This window comes from Catellatospora vulcania (assembly GCF_009720385.1).
Lineage (GTDB): Bacteria > Actinomycetota > Actinomycetes > Mycobacteriales > Micromonosporaceae > Catellatospora > Catellatospora vulcania.
The window spans coordinates 84,910-101,167 of the sequence record NZ_ML769311.1 but is presented as its reverse complement, the minus strand read 5'-3'; the positions used below and the strand labels follow the sequence as shown (position 1 = coordinate 101,167).

Annotated in this window: 13 protein-coding genes; 7 read left to right on the top strand and 6 right to left on the bottom strand. The window is 70.7% G+C overall.

Features of this window, described 5'->3' with window-relative positions; translation table 11 throughout:
• Window positions 1-90 precede the first annotated feature (90 nt).
• Entirely contained in the window at window positions 91-1,401 is a 1,311-nt protein-coding gene (locus tag F6W97_RS18995) for an ABC transporter substrate-binding protein (protein WP_196279228.1), read from the bottom strand.
• A gap of 395 nt (window positions 1,402-1,796) precedes the next feature.
• On the opposite strand from F6W97_RS18995, the gene F6W97_RS18990 reads away from it, so the two are divergent.
• The 3 genes from F6W97_RS18990 (at window position 1,797) to F6W97_RS18980 (ending at window position 6,792) form a co-directional block, all read left to right on the top strand.
• Entirely contained in the window at window positions 1,797-2,819 is a 1,023-nt protein-coding gene (locus tag F6W97_RS18990) for a LacI family DNA-binding transcriptional regulator (protein ID WP_155371704.1), read from the top strand.
• Window positions 2,820-2,859: 40 nt separating this feature from the next.
• Window positions 2,860-4,290: a GH1 family beta-glucosidase gene (locus tag F6W97_RS18985; RefSeq protein ID WP_155371703.1), complete on the top strand. Its 1,431-nt coding sequence runs from the start codon at window positions 2,860-2,862 to the stop codon at window positions 4,288-4,290.
• A gap of 147 nt (window positions 4,291-4,437) precedes the next feature.
• Window positions 4,438-6,792 carry a glycoside hydrolase 5 family protein gene (locus F6W97_RS18980; protein ID WP_155371702.1) on the top strand — a complete coding sequence of 785 codons (2,355 nt, stop codon included), beginning with the start codon at window positions 4,438-4,440 and terminating at the stop codon, window positions 6,790-6,792.
• A 110-nt stretch (window positions 6,793-6,902) separates the two neighbouring features.
• Here F6W97_RS18980 and F6W97_RS18975 read toward each other — a convergent pair whose 3' ends face one another.
• On the bottom strand, window positions 6,903-7,415 hold the full coding sequence (locus F6W97_RS18975; RefSeq protein WP_155371701.1) for an HAD domain-containing protein: 513 nt from the start codon (window positions 7,413-7,415) through the stop codon (window positions 6,903-6,905).
• Window positions 7,416-7,556: 141 nt separating this feature from the next.
• On the opposite strand from F6W97_RS18975, the gene F6W97_RS18970 reads away from it, so the two are divergent.
• The 3 genes from F6W97_RS18970 (at window position 7,557) to F6W97_RS18960 (ending at window position 11,328) form a co-directional block, all read left to right on the top strand.
• A complete protein-coding gene (locus F6W97_RS18970; protein ID WP_155371700.1) occupies window positions 7,557-9,050 on the top strand; it encodes a hypothetical protein in 1,494 nt (497 codons plus the stop codon).
• A 120-nt stretch (window positions 9,051-9,170) separates the two neighbouring features.
• Window positions 9,171-10,592: a GGDEF domain-containing protein gene (locus tag F6W97_RS18965; RefSeq protein ID WP_155371699.1), complete on the top strand. Its 1,422-nt coding sequence runs from the start codon at window positions 9,171-9,173 to the stop codon at window positions 10,590-10,592.
• Window positions 10,593-10,647: 55 nt separating this feature from the next.
• Window positions 10,648-11,328, top strand: coding sequence for a DUF1345 domain-containing protein (locus F6W97_RS18960; protein WP_155371698.1), 681 nt, complete (start codon window positions 10,648-10,650; stop codon window positions 11,326-11,328).
• A 4-nt stretch (window positions 11,329-11,332) separates the two neighbouring features.
• Here F6W97_RS18960 and F6W97_RS18955 read toward each other — a convergent pair whose 3' ends face one another.
• From F6W97_RS18955 to F6W97_RS18945, 3 genes are all read right to left on the bottom strand, one after another.
• Window positions 11,333-12,502 carry an endonuclease gene (locus F6W97_RS18955; RefSeq protein WP_155371697.1) on the bottom strand — a complete coding sequence of 390 codons (1,170 nt, stop codon included), beginning with the start codon at window positions 12,500-12,502 and terminating at the stop codon, window positions 11,333-11,335.
• Window positions 12,503-12,646: 144 nt separating this feature from the next.
• Entirely contained in the window at window positions 12,647-13,393 is a 747-nt protein-coding gene (locus F6W97_RS18950; protein ID WP_196279227.1) for a DUF4262 domain-containing protein, read from the bottom strand.
• Between the two features lie 195 nt (window positions 13,394-13,588).
• Entirely contained in the window at window positions 13,589-14,056 is a 468-nt protein-coding gene (locus F6W97_RS18945) for a DUF4279 domain-containing protein (protein WP_155371695.1), read from the bottom strand.
• A gap of 141 nt (window positions 14,057-14,197) precedes the next feature.
• Here F6W97_RS18945 and F6W97_RS41275 point away from each other — a divergent pair, with 141 nt between their 5' ends.
• The gene (locus F6W97_RS41275; RefSeq protein ID WP_155371694.1) at window positions 14,198-15,520 is read left to right on the top strand and encodes a peptidoglycan DD-metalloendopeptidase family protein; all 1,323 of its coding nucleotides are present in this window, start codon (window positions 14,198-14,200) and stop codon (window positions 15,518-15,520) included.
• Between the two features lie 54 nt (window positions 15,521-15,574).
• Here the strand turns inward: F6W97_RS41275 and F6W97_RS18935 are convergent, their stop codons facing one another.
• Window positions 15,575-16,216, bottom strand: a complete 642-nt coding sequence (locus F6W97_RS18935) for a TetR/AcrR family transcriptional regulator (protein ID WP_230686802.1) — start codon at window positions 16,214-16,216, stop codon at window positions 15,575-15,577.
• Between the last annotated feature and the right edge of the window lie 42 nt (window positions 16,217-16,258).

Below are 16,258 nucleotides of genomic sequence, written 5' to 3'. Positions count from 1 at the left end.
GCTTGGGGGTGGGCGGGCCCCCCGGGGGGGGGCCGGGGCCCGGCGGGTGCGGCCCCGCGTGAGTCCACGGGGCCGCACCGGCCGGTCAGGCTACTGCGCCAGCAGCGCGTTGCCCTTCTTCTCGATCTCGGCGGCGGCCTGCTCGGGGGTGAGCTTGCCGCGGCCCAGGTCGTCGATGATCAGACCGACGTCCTTGCCCAGCTCCTCCTTCACGGTCAGCAGACCGGGGCGGAAGGCCGGCACGGAGGCCAGCAGGGTCGGGCCGAACTCCTTGGGGGTGATGAAGTCCGGCAGCTTCTTCAGCGCCTCGGCGTCGACCGGCACGTCGCTGAACTTCGCGAACTCGACCTGGTTCTCGGTCTTGAGCATCCACTTCAGGAACGCCCAGGCCTCCTTCTGGTGCTCGCTCTCGGCGGAGATCGCGTACCCATTGGCGCCGGAGTAGAGGACCAGGCTGTCGCCGACCTTCGGCAGGGGGAAGACGCCGATGTTCGGGGACTTGGCGGCGATGTCGGCGAAGTTCCAGGGACCGACGCGGGCCATGGCGACCTTGCCGGTGCGCAGGCTGTCCAGGTCGCCGTTGAGCCACTGGTTCTCGCGCTGCTCGTCGATCGGCGGCACGATCTTGTCGGTGAACAGGCTCGCGTAGTCGGCCAGGCCGGCGATGCCCTGCGGGCTGTTCACGGTGACCTTGGTCGGGCTGACGAAGCTGTCGTACATCGAGCCGCCGCGCATCGCGATGAGCGACTCCCAGAAGTTCAGGCTGCCCGGGTGCAGGGCGTACTGGGTGACCTTGCCGGAACCGTTGACCTTGGTGAGCTTCTTCGCCATCTCCTTGAAGGCGTCGAGGGTCATCGGCACGGCCGGGTCGGGCTCGGCCACGCCGGCCGCCTTGAACAGGTCCTTGTTGTAGCCGACCAGCGGCACGGAGATGCCGACGGGCATCGCGTACTGCTTGTCCTTCCAGCCGAAGACGCCGACCGGGCCGGGCTGGGCGCCCTTGATGGCGCCGGAGTAGTCGTCCATCTTCTTGAGGTCGGCGAAGACCTCGTTGTCGAAGTACGACGCCGCGAAGCAGGAGCACAGGCCGACCACGTCGTAGGCGTTGCCGCCGGCGGTGGTGGTCTTCACCTTGTCCCAGTACGCGTCCCAGGGCAGGAACTCGGACTTGATCTTGATGTTCGGGTTGGCCGCCTCGAAGCCGTCGAGCCACTTGCGGTAGAGCGCGTCCTTCTCGGGGGTGTTGCTCCACCAGCCCCAGCTGATGGTGACCGGGCCGCTTTCGGCCTCGGGCTCGTCAGCCGTGCCACAGGCCGCCGTGACGAGCGAGGCGGCCAACAGCAGCGCGCTCAGGACTACGCCGGGCCTCCGGCGGAACGTCCTGGATCGAGCATGCTCCATAGTGAACTCCTGTGAGGTGCGATGCGCGTGGAGAGGTGCGGAAGCGTTGCGTCCGGCCGGCATCGTGCGGACCCCCGGGGTGCGAACCCCGGCGGCCCTGTCGCGATCCATCAAGACGCGATGTCGAACTAAATCGAAACAGTGACCGGGACCATAGCCCGCGCCCGCAGGTACGTCAACACCGTGTTACGCCGGAAACTTTTCCGTCACGTCTCCAGAGGAGCATCGTCGCAGATGAGCCGCTATTTGCTGTGTCACAACAGATCCGCCCGTGCTCGGAGCGGATCGACCGGGGTCTTCCGCACGACGGAGCGCGCTGCTACTGTCCCGGTCCGTAACGAAATCGGTTTAGTAGCAACCACCAGGGAGCTGCCCATGCGGAACGGAGGACGGCCGTGAAGCGCCCGACCATCGCCGACATCGCCGGCCGCGCAGGGGTTTCCCGCTCGGCGGTCTCGTTCGCGCTCAACGACCAGCCCGGCGTCTCCGAGGAGACCCGCCAGCGGGTCCTCGCTGTGGCGTCCGAACTGGGCTGGCGCCCGCACAGCGCGGCCCGCGCCCTGCGCGGCGGCCGGGCCGGCGCCATCGGCCTCGCCCTGCAACGGCCGGCGCGGCTGCTCGGGGCCGAACCGTTCACCATGGAACTGATCAGCGGCCTGGAATCCGAGCTGTCGGCCCGTTCCTGCGGCCTCAACCTGCAGGTCGTCGAGGACACCGAAGCCGAGATCGCCACCTACCGCCGCTGGTGGGCCGAACACCGGGTCGACGGCGTCATCGTGCTCAACCTGCGCGACGACGACCCGCGCGTCAGCGTGCTGGAAGACCTGCACCTGCCCGCGGTCGTCATCGGCGGCCCGGCCGGAACCGGAACGCTGCCGAGCATCTGGTCGCAGGACGCGGCCGGCATGACCGACGTCGTCGAGTACCTCGCCGCGCTCGGCCACCGCCGCCTCGCCCACGTGGCCGGCGACCCGAACATGCGCCACATCGTGGACCGCACCACCGCCCTGCACGAGGTGTGCCGCCTGCGCGGCCTGCCCGAGCCGGTGACGGTGCGGGCCGACTTCTCCGACGAGGAGAGCGCGCAGGCCACCCGGCGGCTGCTGGCCTCACCGGACCGGCCGACCGCGATCATCTACCACACCGACCTGACCGCGGTGACCGGACTCGAAGTGGCGCTGGAGATGGGTCTGTCCGTGCCGGACGAGCTGTCCCTGGTCGCGTTCAACGACTCCCGGCTGTGCCGCCTGGTCAACCCGAAGCTGACCGCGCTGGCCCACGACATCCCGGGCCGGGGCGCGCAGGCGGCGCGCATGCTCTTCGCCGCCATCGAGGCCGGGCCGGGAGCCGACTCCCAGCCCGCCGAGCCCTACCGGTTGCTGCCGCGCGGCAGCACCGGGGTTTACCGCACGCGCTGACCCCGCCCGACAGGGCCCACACCCGCAAGGAGTGCCGCCGATGACCGCCCCCACGGAGACCGCGCCCGACCGCCGCCATGCACCTCCGGAATTCCCCGCGGGATTCCGCTGGGGCGCGGCTACCGCGGCGTTCCAGGTCGAGGGCGCCCTGGACGCCGACGGGCGCACACCGTCGGTCTGGGACACCTTCACCGCCGTCCCCGGCCGGGTGGACAACGGCGACCGGGCCGACCTCGCCGTCGACCACTACCGCCGCTACCGCGACGACGTCGCGCTGATGGCACAGCTGGGCCTGACCACCTACCGGTTCTCGGTGTCGTGGCCGCGGGTGCAGCCCGACGGGCGCGGCCCGGCCAATGCCAAGGGCCTGGACTTCTACTCCCGGCTGGTCGACGAGCTGCTCGCCAACGGCGTCGAGCCGATGCTGACCCTCTACCACTGGGACCACCCGCAGGTGCTGCAGGACGCGGGCGGCTGGGCGAACCGGGACATGACCGAGCGCTTCGCCGACTACGCCGCGCTGGTCGCGCAGCGCCTCGGCGACCGGGTGCCACTGTGGATCACGCTGAACGAGCCGTGGTGCACCGCCTTCCTCGGCCACGCCTCCGGCATCCACGCCCCCGGCGTCGCCGACGACGCCACCGCACTGACCGTGGCCCACCACCTCAACCTGGCCCACGGCCTCGGCGTGCAGGCGCTGCGCGCGGCGCTGCCGGCCAGCGCCCAGGTCTCCGTCGCGCTCAACCCGGCCCCGGTCCGCACCCCGGTGGACACCCCCGAGAACCGCGACGCGGTACGCCGGGCCGACGCGCTGCGCAACCGCATCTTCTTCGACCCGCTGCTGCGCGGGGAGTACCCGGCCGACCTGATCGCCGACACCGCGCACATCACCGACTGGGGCTTCGTGCACGACGGCGACCTCGCCACGGCAAGCGCACCGATCGACCTGCTGGGCGTGAACTACTACACGCCGCTGTACGTCGCCGGCGGCCCCGGCCCCGCCGACCCCTACAACCGCTGGGTCGGCAGCGACGGCCTGGTGCACATCGCGCCCGCCGAGGGGCCGTCCACCATCCACGGCGTCGTCGACGCGGGCGCCCTGCGCGAGCTGCTCAACCGCATCCGCCAGGACTACGGCCCGATCCCGATCGTCATCGCCGAGAACGGGGTGGCCTCCCCTGACCAGGTGGGCCCCGACGGCCGCGTCGACGACCCGGGCCGCGTCGCCTACCTGCACGCGCACCTGGCCGCCCTGCACGACGCCATCGCCGACGGCGTGGACGTGCGCGGCTACGTGATGTGGTCCCTGATCGACAACTTCGAGTGGGTGTACGGCTACAGCCAGCGCTTCGGCCTCATCCACGTCGACCGCGACACCCAGCAGCGCACGATCAAGAACAGCGGCCACTGGTTCCGGCAGGTCATCGCCGCGAACGCCATCCCACCACTGGACCCGCCCGCAGCCGGCTGACGGGCGTAGCAAGAACCGGACCCGGGGACGCCTGTGTCCGTATTGGTTTAAAGATGCGCATTAATCGAAGCACGTCGCGTTCGGGGCGCCCGGCCCCGGACGCGGCGCTCCCCCAGAGCACCAGGAGAGACCAGGTAGGAGACCTGCATGAAAGCTCTTCGGCTCAACCGGCTCACCATCCCGCTCGTGATTGCGATGGTCCTCGCCGTGGTACTACCACTGATGGTCGGCAACAAGGCGAACGCCGCCCCCGGCTTCGTCACCACGTCGGGCACCAAGTTCATGCTCGACGGCAAGCCCTTCTACGTTGCGGGCACCAACAGCCACTACCTCGGCTGGGGCACCCGCGCCGAGGTCGACTCGGTGCTCGGCTACGCCGACGCGAGCAACTACAACGTCGTACGCGGCATCCTGCACTCGGTCACCGGGTCGCTGGACGGCACCACCAAGCCGCACATCTGGAACCCCGCCAGCACCGGTGACGCGTCCAACATGGGCATGCACGGGACGTACCTGATCTACTGGGACACCGCCACCAACACGTACGCCTTCAACCCGAGCACCACCAACGGCCTCGGGCGCTGGGACTACGTCATCGCCAAGGCCGGCGAGCTCGGCCTGAAGCTCAACATCGCGATGATGGACTTCTGGCAGTGGGCGGGCGGCACCCAGCAGATCAACTCGTGGTACATCCCGGGCTACAACGGGTCCAGCCACGCGCAGCGCTACACGTTCTTCTACAGCGACCCCCGCACCAAGCAGCTGTACAAGGACTGGGTCAACTTCGTGCTCAACCGCACCAACAGCATCACCGGTGTGAAGTACAAGGACGACCCGACCATCTTCGCCTGGGACCTGATGAACGAGCCCGAGATCAGCTCGGTGTCCCTGGCCCAGGGCTGGTACCAGGAGATGGCGTCGTACATCAAGGCCCAGGGCGCCCAGCAGCTGGTCACCACCGGCAGCGAGGGCTTCTACGGCGGGCAGGCGGGCTCCGACCCGAACACCGAGGCCGCCAACGTGCCGGCGATCGACTTCCAGACCTGGCACACCTACCCGACGTACCACAACCTCACCCCCGCGCAGGTCAACAGCCTGATCAACCAGCACTGCGCGACGGCGGTGGCGAGCAACAAACCTGTGCTCATGCAGGAGTTCGCCTACCCGGCGCGCAGCGCGGCGGAGAAGGTCACCCGGTCCGGCATCTACAGCGGCTGGGCCGACACGATCTACAACAACAACGACTGCGCCGGCTGGCTGTCCTGGCGGGTCGAGGGCAAGGTCGTGCCCCCGGCCACGAAACCGCACCCGCAGGACGACAATGTCAACCCGGCCACGTTCATCTGGCCGCCCGACAACGGTGAAGGCTTCTCCATCTACGGCGAGACCGACACGTCCAAGGCGCAGTACGACCCGGCGTACCAGATGTTCGCGACCCAGGCCGCCCGCCTGATCGCGAAGAACGGCGGCGTCCTGCCGTCGTCGTCGCCACCGGCCTCTCCCCCGGCCTCCCCGTCGCCGTCGCCGAGCGCGTCGCCGCAGCCTCCGGGCACGGTCAACGTCGACGACTCGGTCCAGGGCACCGGGCAGAACCAGTGGAACTACAGCGGCTGGGTCCACTGCACCGCCTGCAACGAGACCAGCCCGGCGGTGTTCTACAACGCCAGCCAGAGCTGGAGCCTCAACGCCGGTGAGACGGCCACCCTGGCCTTCAACGGCACCCGGGTCGTCTACCGGGCCGTCACCGGTGCGAGCCACGGCATCGCCGCGGTGTCGATCGACGGCGGCACCGAGGTGAACGTCGACCTCTACGCCGCCACCAAGACCGGCGACGTGGCGGTGTGGACCAGCCCGGTGCTGTCCGCGGGCAACCACACGCTGCGGATCCGCAACACCGGCACCAAGAACGCCGGCGCCACCGGCACGGTCGTCACCCTCGACCGGGCCGTCGTCACCGGCGGGTCCACCACCTCACCGTCGCCGTCCGCGCCGCCGGCCTCGCCGTCGCCGCAGCCGTCGACCAGCCCCCCGGCCGTCGGCTTCGTCAAGGGCATCAACCTCAACGGACCGGCCGTCGTCATCGAGGGCAACCAGTGGGTCAGCCAGACCTCTGCCCAGTCCTCGGGCTTCACGGTCAGCGGCGGCACCGCCCACACCAACACCGTCACGCCCAGCCCGCTGCCCGACACCGCCACCGTGGACATGCTCCACACCGGCCTGCTCGGCACGGACCTCGGCACGATCACCATGTCGCAGACCGTCGCCAACGGCACCTACCAGGTGTACGTCTGGGAGATGGAGTCGGTGCAGGGCAACACCCGCCGCTTCAACGTCACCCTGGAGGGCATCCTCAAGGCCAGCAACCTCGGTGACCTGGCACTCGGCCACTGGCGCGAGAACGGCGCGTACACCGTCACGGTGTCCGACGGCGTCCTCAACATCAACGTGACCGGCGCCTACGGCAAGCCCGCCATCATGGGCCTGGCCATCTACCGCATCTAACCGCCCCCGCCGGCGCTCCCGCAGGCCGGCGCTCGTTCGAAGATCGCCGTTTCCGGTCACGAAGTGAGGTCTGACCTCACTTTCCGACCGGAGACGGCGATCTTCGCCCTTCAGGCGGTCAGCCAGCGGGAGATGGCGGTGAAGTCGGCGGGGGTCAGGCCGCGGCGGGGGTCCACGCGGTGCAGGAGGGCGCGGCCCGCGTGGTTCGCCCTCACCCAGGTGCGGTCGTGGTCGGTCAGCTCGTCGTCGACCCAGACCAAGGCCCGCCCGGCAGCCCAGGCGACCAGGGCGCGGGTCTTCCAGTGCAGGCGGGCGTCCGGCTCGTCCTCGTGCGGCCAGTCCACCACCGGCAGCTGCGGCAGGCCGAGCCGCGGCCCGATGACCTCGTTGGCGTCGGCCATCCACGTCGTCGCCCACACCAGCTCGCACGGCAGCGCGGCGAGCATGCGACCGTGTTCGGGATCGAGCCGGGCCAGCAGCGGGTGAGCGTCGTGCCGCAATTTCTCGGCGCTCGGGTCCTGCGGCGGCTCGATGTGCGCGCCCGGCTGCACAGTGACGCCGAACGGGATCAGCGGTCCGTCCACATCGAGGAACAGCAGCGGTCGCTCCACGGTACCCGGCATCAGCGCAGGATAACTGCTGTGGTTACGGTAGCGGCCGACACTGGCACCGTCCCGGGCGAGCCTGGCACCATAGCGGCGTGCCGGCGTCCGACCGGGTAGGTCCGTCGCGAGAGTGCCCTGAGGGGCTTAGGCTCGGTCGCTGTGAGCCGGTTCAGGGTAATCCCGAGCACGCGCAAGATCCTGCACGCGCTGATGTGCAACCCCGCCGCTCCGGAGGAGTTGGTGCGCCAGATCATCGAGCGAGCCGACCCGTCCGCGCTCCGCTACCTCTGCCACGGCCGGGTCCTGCCACCGTCGGTGATCGACACCATGGCGCGCCACCAGGATCCGAGGCTGCGTGAGGCTGCGGCGGAGGTCGAGAACACGCCGCCGGAAACGGTGACGACGCTGGCCGGCGACCCCGACGGCAAGGTGCGGCGGGCAGTGTGGCTCCGGGCTTATGCGGGCATGCCCGTGTCCGAGGCGGCATGGCGCGCGCTCAGCAAGGACCGCCGCCGCATCATCCGTGACGGCATCGTCAGCCGCGACGATGTGTCCGTGGCCGTCAAGCTGCTGCTCGCCGACGACCCGGGCCTGGGTGACCTCGTCGTCCTCAGATACGGCACCCGGACCGACGCAGACGCCGTCTACCAGCGCATCCTCGCCGACGGCACGCCCACGGCGATCGCCATGGCGCTGGCGGCCACGGGCCGCACCCCGCCGCCGGAGTTGATCCCCCTGCTCGTCGCCGACCCGGCCACCACGGTCGTGGCAGCGCGGTACGACGAGGCCCACGCGGTCCGGATCGCCAACAGCCCCGATGTCGAGGTGCGCCGCCAGTTGGCGGCCGACTCGCACCTGCCGCCTGCGGCAGCGGACGTCCTCGCTGCCGATCCGGACGGCCAGGTCCGCTGGGCGCTGGCGGACAACCCCGCCGCGCCCGTCACCGCGCTGCGGCGGCTCGCGGAAGAGGGCAGCCGGGAGCTGCGCATCCGGGTGTTCAGCAACGAGAGCACCCCGGAGGACCTGCGTACGAGCATGGATCTGGTGGTCGCCGCCAACAACCACGTGCCCACGGTCGGCTGGCTGGCGGCGCGGTGCGAGGACGTCGAGCTGCAGGCGCGATACGCCCGGTCGCCGCACGTGATCTTCCGGCGGACCGCCGCGTGCTGCCCGCACCTGCCCGCGGACGCCGTGGCCGCGCTTGCCGAGGACGACGACTACACCGTGCGGCTGCACCTCGCGGAGAACCATCCCGACGCCCCCGGCGAGCTGCTGGTCCGCATGGTCCCGATGGGCACCGCGCTAACCGCTGCGGCGATGATGCGACGGCCGCAGTTCCCCGCCGACGCGCTCGACCGGTTCACCCGCTCGGGGCTGGAGCAACACCGATGGCTGGCCACCTACTCGGACAAGCTGACCGGGGAGCAGAAGGCCCGGTTGGCCGCCGATCCCGTGCCGGACATCCGCGAGCTGTTCGACCCGGCCTACCCGACCGCCGCCGAGCTGATCGCCATGCTCGACGATCCGGATCTTGAGGTGCGCTGCCGCGCCGCGAAGCACCGCAACCTGCCGCCGGCCGTGATGTGGCAGCTCTTCGAGGCGACCGTCACCGACGCCGACCCGCACCTCATGCGCCTCCAGCGTCAGCAGTAGCGAAACGGGGGATCAACCCGGTATGCGGCATTAGGCTGGATCCGATCCTCGGCATCGGGGATCCGGGCGGCATGGCGGGGTGTGATGGGTCGCCGGCTCAGCAAAGGTGTCATCGACGACGTGGCGGAGGTCGCGGCCGGCTGCGACTCGGTGGCGCGCGCCTGCAACGCCGCGGTGTCCGTGCTGCACGGCCACACCGGGGCCGCGGTCGACGTGCTGCTGCTCAGCCCCGGGCAGCTGTCGGTCGTCGCGTTCAGCGGCGCCTGGCAGGCACCCACCGCCGTCCCGAGCCACTACGGCGTCGTCGGCCACGTGCTGGCCACGGGCCGCCCAGCGGCGATAGACGACGCCTCGATCGCATACGCGGGCCTGCACGCCGGACGCCCCGTCGGCTCTGTGGTCTGCGCCCCGCTCAGCGAGCCGCCAGACCTGCCCATCGGCGTGGTCAACATCGAGTTCGACCACGTCGTCGACGACCCGGCGACGTGGGCGGAGGAGCTCGCCGAGGTCGGGCGGCGGCTCCGGCAGCGGATCGACGAGCTGGGCGGCCCGCCCGCCGAGTCACGGGCGGAGCTGCTGCTGCGCCATACCCTCGGCTTCGCCACGGCGCACAGCGGCGTGGAGCTGGCCGAGATGGCCTGCCGCGCCGCGGTCGAGCTCACCGGCCTGGGCAGCGCGACGGTGCTGACCCGGCGCAGCACGCCGCCGGGCCAGCCGCGGCACCCGCTGCGGCAGAGCGCGGCGTTCACCGCCGCCGGGACCCGCGACCTGCCCACGGAGGTCACCGAGCTGCCGGCGACCGTGCTGTCGGCCCTGGTGGACGCGGTATGCCGCCACGGGGCCTCGCGCACCCTGGGCGACCCCGACGGCGAGGACGTACGCGGCTTCGAACCGCTCGTGCAGGCCGGGGTGCACACGCTGCTGGCGTTCCCGGTGCGCGGCACGGCCCCCGATCCGCGGCTGGAGGTGGCGATGCTGGTCCTGGACGAGCTGGAGATGCGCGTGGACCCGGGCACGGTCACCGTGCTGGAGCTGCTGATGGCCAACGCCGCCGAATGCTACGACCGGCTCGGGACGCTGCAGCAGATGCAGGCGCTCGCCGAGACCGATCCGCTGACGGGCCTGCGGCACGTCGGCCCGTTCACCGAGCGGCTCGCCGCGGCGCGGGCCGGGCGCACCGCGCTGCTGGTCATCGACGTGGACAACTTCAAGCAGATCAACGACCGGCTCGGCCACGCCGCCGGCGACAAGGTGCTGGTCGAGCTGGCCGCGGCGATGCGTGAATGCCTGCGGCAGGGCGACGAGCTGTTCCGGGTCGGCGGGGACGAGTTCGTCGCGGTGCTGGAGGTGCGCGACGGCGCCGAGGCCGTCCGGATCGCCGACCGCCTCGTCGCCGCGGCGCGCGACAACGGCAGCGCGGTCAGCGTCGGGGTCGCGCTGCGCCGTCCCGGCGAGTCCGCCGAGACGACGCTCGGCCGCGCCGACCGGGCCATGTACACCGCCAAGCAGGACCCGCAGTACGCGGTGCGCCCGGCGGAGTGACCTGAGCTGCCCGAGTCCGCATGCGACGGCGGGGCGGCTCGTGGAGACTGGGTGCATGGCCGATGTCCCGTCCCCCACGCTGTACCACCGGTGGCTGGGCTGGCACGCCCCGGCGCTGCGGCGCGCGGCCGTGGTCGCCTGCCTCGGGCTGCTGGCGGGGGCGGGGCTGGCGATGGTCACGACCTGGGAGCTGGCCGCGATCGGCGGCTGGAACGTGATGGCGCTGACGTTCCTGCTCGCCACCTGGCCGATGATCCTGCGGGCGAGCGGGTCCACCACCCGCAAGCTGTCCGTACGCGAGGACGAGAGCCGCGGCTCGGCGACGCTGCTGCTGCTCGCGGCGAGCGTGGCCAGCCTGACCGGCGTGTTCGTCGCGCTCCGGCTCGCCGGGCTGTCCAGCGGTGAGCTGCGCGGGCTGTTCGTCGCGGTCGCGGGGTCGACGGTGCTCGTGTCGTGGGTCGTGGTCAACACCGTGTTCACGCTGCGCTACGCGCACCTGTACTTCCGCTCCCCGAACGGCGGCATCCAGTTCGGCTCGGACCAGTCCGACCAGCCCGACTACCGCGACTTCGCGTACGTGGCGTTCACCATCGGGATGACCTACCAGGTGTCGGACACGACGTTGCGGGACCGGCGGGTGCGGCGGACGGTGCTGGTGCACGCGCTGGTGGCGTACCTGTTCGGGGTGGTGATCGTGGCGGGGGCGATCAACCTCATCGCCGGCCTGGTCCGCTGACCGGTCAGCCCCAGATCGCGCCGGCCCACTCCGGGTGGTCGATGAACGGGTTGCGGTTGCCCTGCCAGTTGGCGTAGATGACCTGGTTGCGGCGCTTCTCGAAGGTGTCCGGCGGGTCCTGCTGGTTCCACTGCAGCAGCACCGACAGCTTGCCGATGTAGGGCACCGACCCGTTGCTGGTGGAGTTGTTCAGCTCCAGGTTGGGCCAGCCGTCCTCGCCCTCGTACCGGATGGCCATGTACATCAGCATCCGGGCTACGTCGCCCTTGACCGCGTTGCGCGGCTCCCACGAGTCGGTGTCGGTGTAGTTGCCCGGGGCCTCGCCGACCGCGGAGCCGCCCAGATCGAAGTCCTTGTTGCCGCGGGTGGAGTTGACCGTGACGTCCTCGGGGCGCAGGTGGTGCAGGTCGGTGCCGGGGCCGGTCGCGGTGCCGAAGTCGCCGTGCGACTGCGCCCAGACGTGCTCGCGGTTCCAGTCGTTGACCCCGCCGCCGTTGGTGGTCTTGCTCTGCGAGCGCCCGCTGTAGATCAGGATGACGTTGTTCGCGTTGTTGGGGTCCTGGTCGGTGGCCTTCAACCCCTCCCAGACCTGCGCGTACGTGATCTTCGTCTGCACCTTGATGATGTTGTGCAGCGCGGTGCGCAGCGCCGGACCGGTCTTGCCGAGCGCGTTCGCGTAGTACGTCGGGTCGTAAGGTCCCGTCGACGTGCTCGGTGCGGGCGTCGGCGTCGAGCCGCCGCCGCTGAGGCTCATCGCGGTCGGGTCCTTGAGCCCGCCGTGGGAGAAGTACGCCGTCAGCGTGCCGGTGACGGTGACCTGCCGCCCCATCAGCCCGGGGTTGCTCTGCAACCCGAAGGCGCTGCGGTAGGCGGCGGTGACCTGCACGTACAGCATGCGCGAGGTGCTCGACTCGGCCGCCGAGTCGGCGATGGCGATCGCGGTGTCGCCGGTGAACCCGGACTTGATCACCGTGTTCGTCGCCGTCGGCTGCCCCACGATGTACCCGGCGACCGTCGCGGAGCGGCCGTCCTGAGCGGACAGTGCCGCGGCGACCGTCAGCGGGGCCGCTGCCGAAGCTGACATGGTGGCGACACCGGTGGCCACCGCGACCGCGGCGGCCAGCGCCACGGCGAGCCGCTTGCCGCCCAACAGAGTCAGCTTCGATGCATTCATGGCCAGAATGCTATGGGTCGCGGCGCGCGGACAGAAGAGGCGTGCTGTCGCATCGCGACAGTTCACTCTCCCGGAACGCGTTCGTCCTGCTCCGTCCAGCATTCCAGATTGGTCATAACATCATCGGACGGCCCGGAGCCCCGCTCAGTCGTCGGCGACCACGTGCGGGAACCGGGCCCACCGGCCGTCGTGCTGCTGCCAGGACTGGGTCCCGACCGGCAGGTCGCCGAACTCCGTGACGTGCGGCTGCCGCTCGACGACGTGCCGCAGGTGGACCAGGACCGCGTCACCTTCCTCGGTGCTGCCGCCGTCGAGGAACTGCCAGTCGCCGTCGGAGTCGTGCACGACCCCGGTCACGGTCGACTCCCCGGCCATGACACGTTTCGTCGTGTACACCATGTCGTCCGGGCAACCGCCGGTGAACAGCCACGGCTCCTCGTCGCGCAGCCGCCGCCACGGCCCGTCCGGGTGCTCGTCATGCGGCAGCCACAACTGCGGCTGGACGTCTCGGCAGTGCTCATCGACCCCGTCGTCCCAGGGGAAGCGGTTCTGCTTGTCCGGCCACACCAGCTGCAGGAACGCCAGCGGCGGGCGCTGGTAGAAGGTCAGCGCCTGCCCGAACAGGTCGCCGAACCAGCTGTTGTGGATGTGCCGGACGGCCAGTGGATAGTTGTTGATCACATCCTCGACCATGTCGCCGGGTGCGAACCGGCGGCCGTCGCGGACGAGGTCGCCGGCCGCGTTCACCAGCTGCATGCACGTCTCGGCGCGCAGGCCGAAGACGGCGAGCTCCAGGCTGCGGTAGGAGTGCCAGAGGCCGATCGAGTAGCCCCACCCGGGTGTCGCGTCCTCCTCGCGGACCCCGACCACGTGCCAGCCGTGGGACCGCACGTCACCGACGATGCGGGCTTGCGCTCGCCGGTGTCCGCGGGCGGGTCGCAGACATGGCAGTGGCACGGGAGGTCTCGCAGGTCGCGCGGCATCGGTGCAGTGTAGGCGGCCCATCGGCAGGGCGGCCGCCGACCTGGACGGCCATCGGCCGCTCGCCGCGCCGTCCGGGTGCCCGGCAGCTCCCGCCGGTTGCCGTCAGTGGCCGTACTCGTCGACGTCCAGCTCGGCGTGGGTGCGTCTCAGGAAGTCGAGTACTCGTCCATCGAGGTGCCAGCCGAACAGGTTGCGCTTCTCGGGCGGCTCCTGGAGTGCAGAAGTGGCCGGCTCCTCGTCTCCTTCTTCCGTGGGCTTGAAGACCCGGACGACCTGCAGGACGCCGACGATCGGGCGTTCCTCGGCGGGGCCCGGCCCGGCGGTCAGCTCAGCGATGCGATCCGCGGCGGGAAGCAGCCGCTCCAGTACGCGGTCGATCTGCTCGTCCACGGTCAGATCCGGCTCCCGGCAGGCGACCTCCCAGATGTGACACCTCGGCACGACCGCGTGTGCCAGGCGACTGCCACGAACGGACACCCGGTCGGGCTCGATGCCCAGCCGCGCGGTCATCTCCGCAGCCGTGACCTCCTCGGACTTCAACGCGAAGTAGACGTGCTGGCTGAGGCGCATAGCCGGACGCTAGCGAAACGGGCCGGCCGGGTGCTCCGGATTTCCGGGCCGGTGGCCACGTACGCGGAATGTGCCTTCGATGTATGGCGATCGATCTATGCTCGGCGGCCTTCATCCTCCTCCTGACAGGAGACACATCCCTTGTACGCAAAGCTTTCGCGCGCCTTCTCGGGCGTGTGCGTCGCGCTGGTCGCGATGCTGCCCTTCGGGGCCGGCCCGGCTCGGGCGGCCGGGCCGATGCCCGCGTTCCAGCTGCCGTTCCCGTGCGGGGAGACGTGGCGGCTGGCCACCTACAGCGGCCACGACGACTACGACATCGACATGACCTGGACCGGCGGCGGCAGCAACGGCCGCGCGATCCTGGCCTCGGCCGCCGGCACCGTCGCGTTCGCGGGCTGGGGCAGCGGCGGCGGCAACTACGTCATCATCGACCACGGCGGCGGCTGGCGAAGCACGTACATGCACATGATCGAGGCGCCGATGGTCGGCTCGGGCCAGTCCGTGGCACGCGGGCAGCAGATCGGCCGGGTCGGCAGCACCGGCAACTCCACCGGCCCGCACCTGCACTACGAGGTGACCCGCGACGGCGGCAAGACCGAGGCCTACTTCAACGGCTCGCCCTCGGGCATCACCTCCGACGGCAGCGCGTCGACCGGCCCGATCTACGTCAACGGCCCGGTCTCCCCCGCCCGCAACGTCACCAGCAACAACTGCGGCGGCGGCTCCGCCCGGCACGACCATGTCTCCGACTTCAGCGGCGACGGAGCCGCCGACGTGCTCGGCGTCGACTCCGCAGGCGCGCTCTGGTACTACCCGAACAACGGGCAGGCACTGTCGGCCCGGGTCCAGATCGGCAACGGCTGGGGCACCTTCAAGCACGTCATGGCCGCCGACTGGAGCGGGGACGGAGCCGCTGACGTGCTCGGCGTCGACGCGACCGGCAAGCTCTGGTACTACCCCCACGACGGTGCCGGGCTGTCCACCCCCGTGCAGATCGGCAACGGGTGGGGCACGTTCAAGCACGTCATGGCCGCCGACTACAGCGGTGACGGCAAGGCCGACGTGCTGGGCGTCGACGCGAGCGGGCTGCTCTGGTACTACCCGCACAACGGCAGCGGGCTGTCCGCGCCCGTCCAGATCGGCAACGGGTGGGGCACGTTCCTGCAAGTCACGGCGGCCGACTACAGCGGCGACGGAGCCGCCGACGTGCTCGGCGTCGACGCGACCGGCAAGCTCTGGTACTACCCCCACAACGGGGCCGGGCTGTCCACCCCCGTGCAGATCGGCAACGGGTGGGCTACGTTCCTGCACGTCAACGCCGTCGACTTCAGCGGCGACGGGGCTGCGGACGTCCTCGGCGTCGACTCCGCGGGCAAGCTCTGGTACTACCCGCACAACGGGGCCGGGCTGTCCGCTCCTGTGCAGATCGGCAACGGCTGGGCCACGTTCAAGCACGTCATCTAGGTAGCGACGGAGCCGCTGCCGGTTGGCGGCGGCTCCGTCACCGCAGGCGCAGGGTCAGGCCGCCAGGCCGGACAGCAGCGCGGCGACCTCCTCCGCGAGCGCTGCGTCGGCAGTGCCGGGCCGGGAGAACGCCGACTCGACCGTGGTCGAGAGCAGACGCGCCCGGTCCTCGTACGTGCCCGTGGGAGCGGCGGTGCGCTCGGCGTAGATGAAGCCTTCGTACACGGCCTGGAAGGCGTAGGTCAGCTCCGGCACCGCCAGGTCAGTGCGCACCAGGCCGCGCGCGGCCAGAATCCCCAGGTACGACGCCATCATGGCGTTGTGCCGGCCGCCGTCGTAGCCGGCCTCGGAGCCGATGAGCTTGCCCCACATCTGCACGTCGCCGATCACCATGCCGTGCAGCAGCGGGCGGCGCAGGATCGCCAGGAAGAACTCCGCGGCGAAACGGTGCAGCAGCGCGACGGCGGGATCGGCGCGCAGGGCGGTCACCAGGTCGCCGATCGCGCCGTGCACCTCACGGGCGAACACGGCGCCGAACAGCTGCTCGCGCGTCTTCCAGTGCAGGTAGACGGTGCCTTTGCCGATGCCGGCGGCGACGGCGACGTCGTCGATGGTGACGCGGCGGTAGCCGTGCCGGACCAGCATGTCGGCGGCGACGTCGAGGATCTTCGTCTCGCGATCGGTGCGTGCAACCACACCGGCACGATAACATTTGACCAGATTTCAAATTTGGTCATA

Excerpts from the sequence above, each read along its gene's own strand:
- F6W97_RS18980 (WP_155371702.1), top strand. The coding sequence starts at position 4,438 with ATGAAAGCTCTTCGGCTCAACCGGCTCACCATCCCGCTCGTGATTGCG.
- F6W97_RS18960 (WP_155371698.1), top strand. The coding sequence starts at position 10,648 with ATGGCCGATGTCCCGTCCCCCACGCTGTACCACCGGTGGCTGGGCTGG.
- F6W97_RS18985 (WP_155371703.1), top strand. The coding sequence starts at position 2,860 with ATGACCGCCCCCACGGAGACCGCGCCCGACCGCCGCCATGCACCTCCG.
- F6W97_RS18955 (WP_155371697.1), bottom strand. The coding sequence starts at position 12,502 with ATGAATGCATCGAAGCTGACTCTGTTGGGCGGCAAGCGGCTCGCCGTG.
- F6W97_RS18975 (WP_155371701.1), bottom strand. The coding sequence starts at position 7,415 with ATGCCGGGTACCGTGGAGCGACCGCTGCTGTTCCTCGATGTGGACGGA.
- F6W97_RS18945 (WP_155371695.1), bottom strand. The coding sequence starts at position 14,056 with ATGCGCCTCAGCCAGCACGTCTACTTCGCGTTGAAGTCCGAGGAGGTC.
- F6W97_RS18995 (WP_196279228.1), bottom strand. The coding sequence starts at position 1,401 with ATGGAGCATGCTCGATCCAGGACGTTCCGCCGGAGGCCCGGCGTAGTC.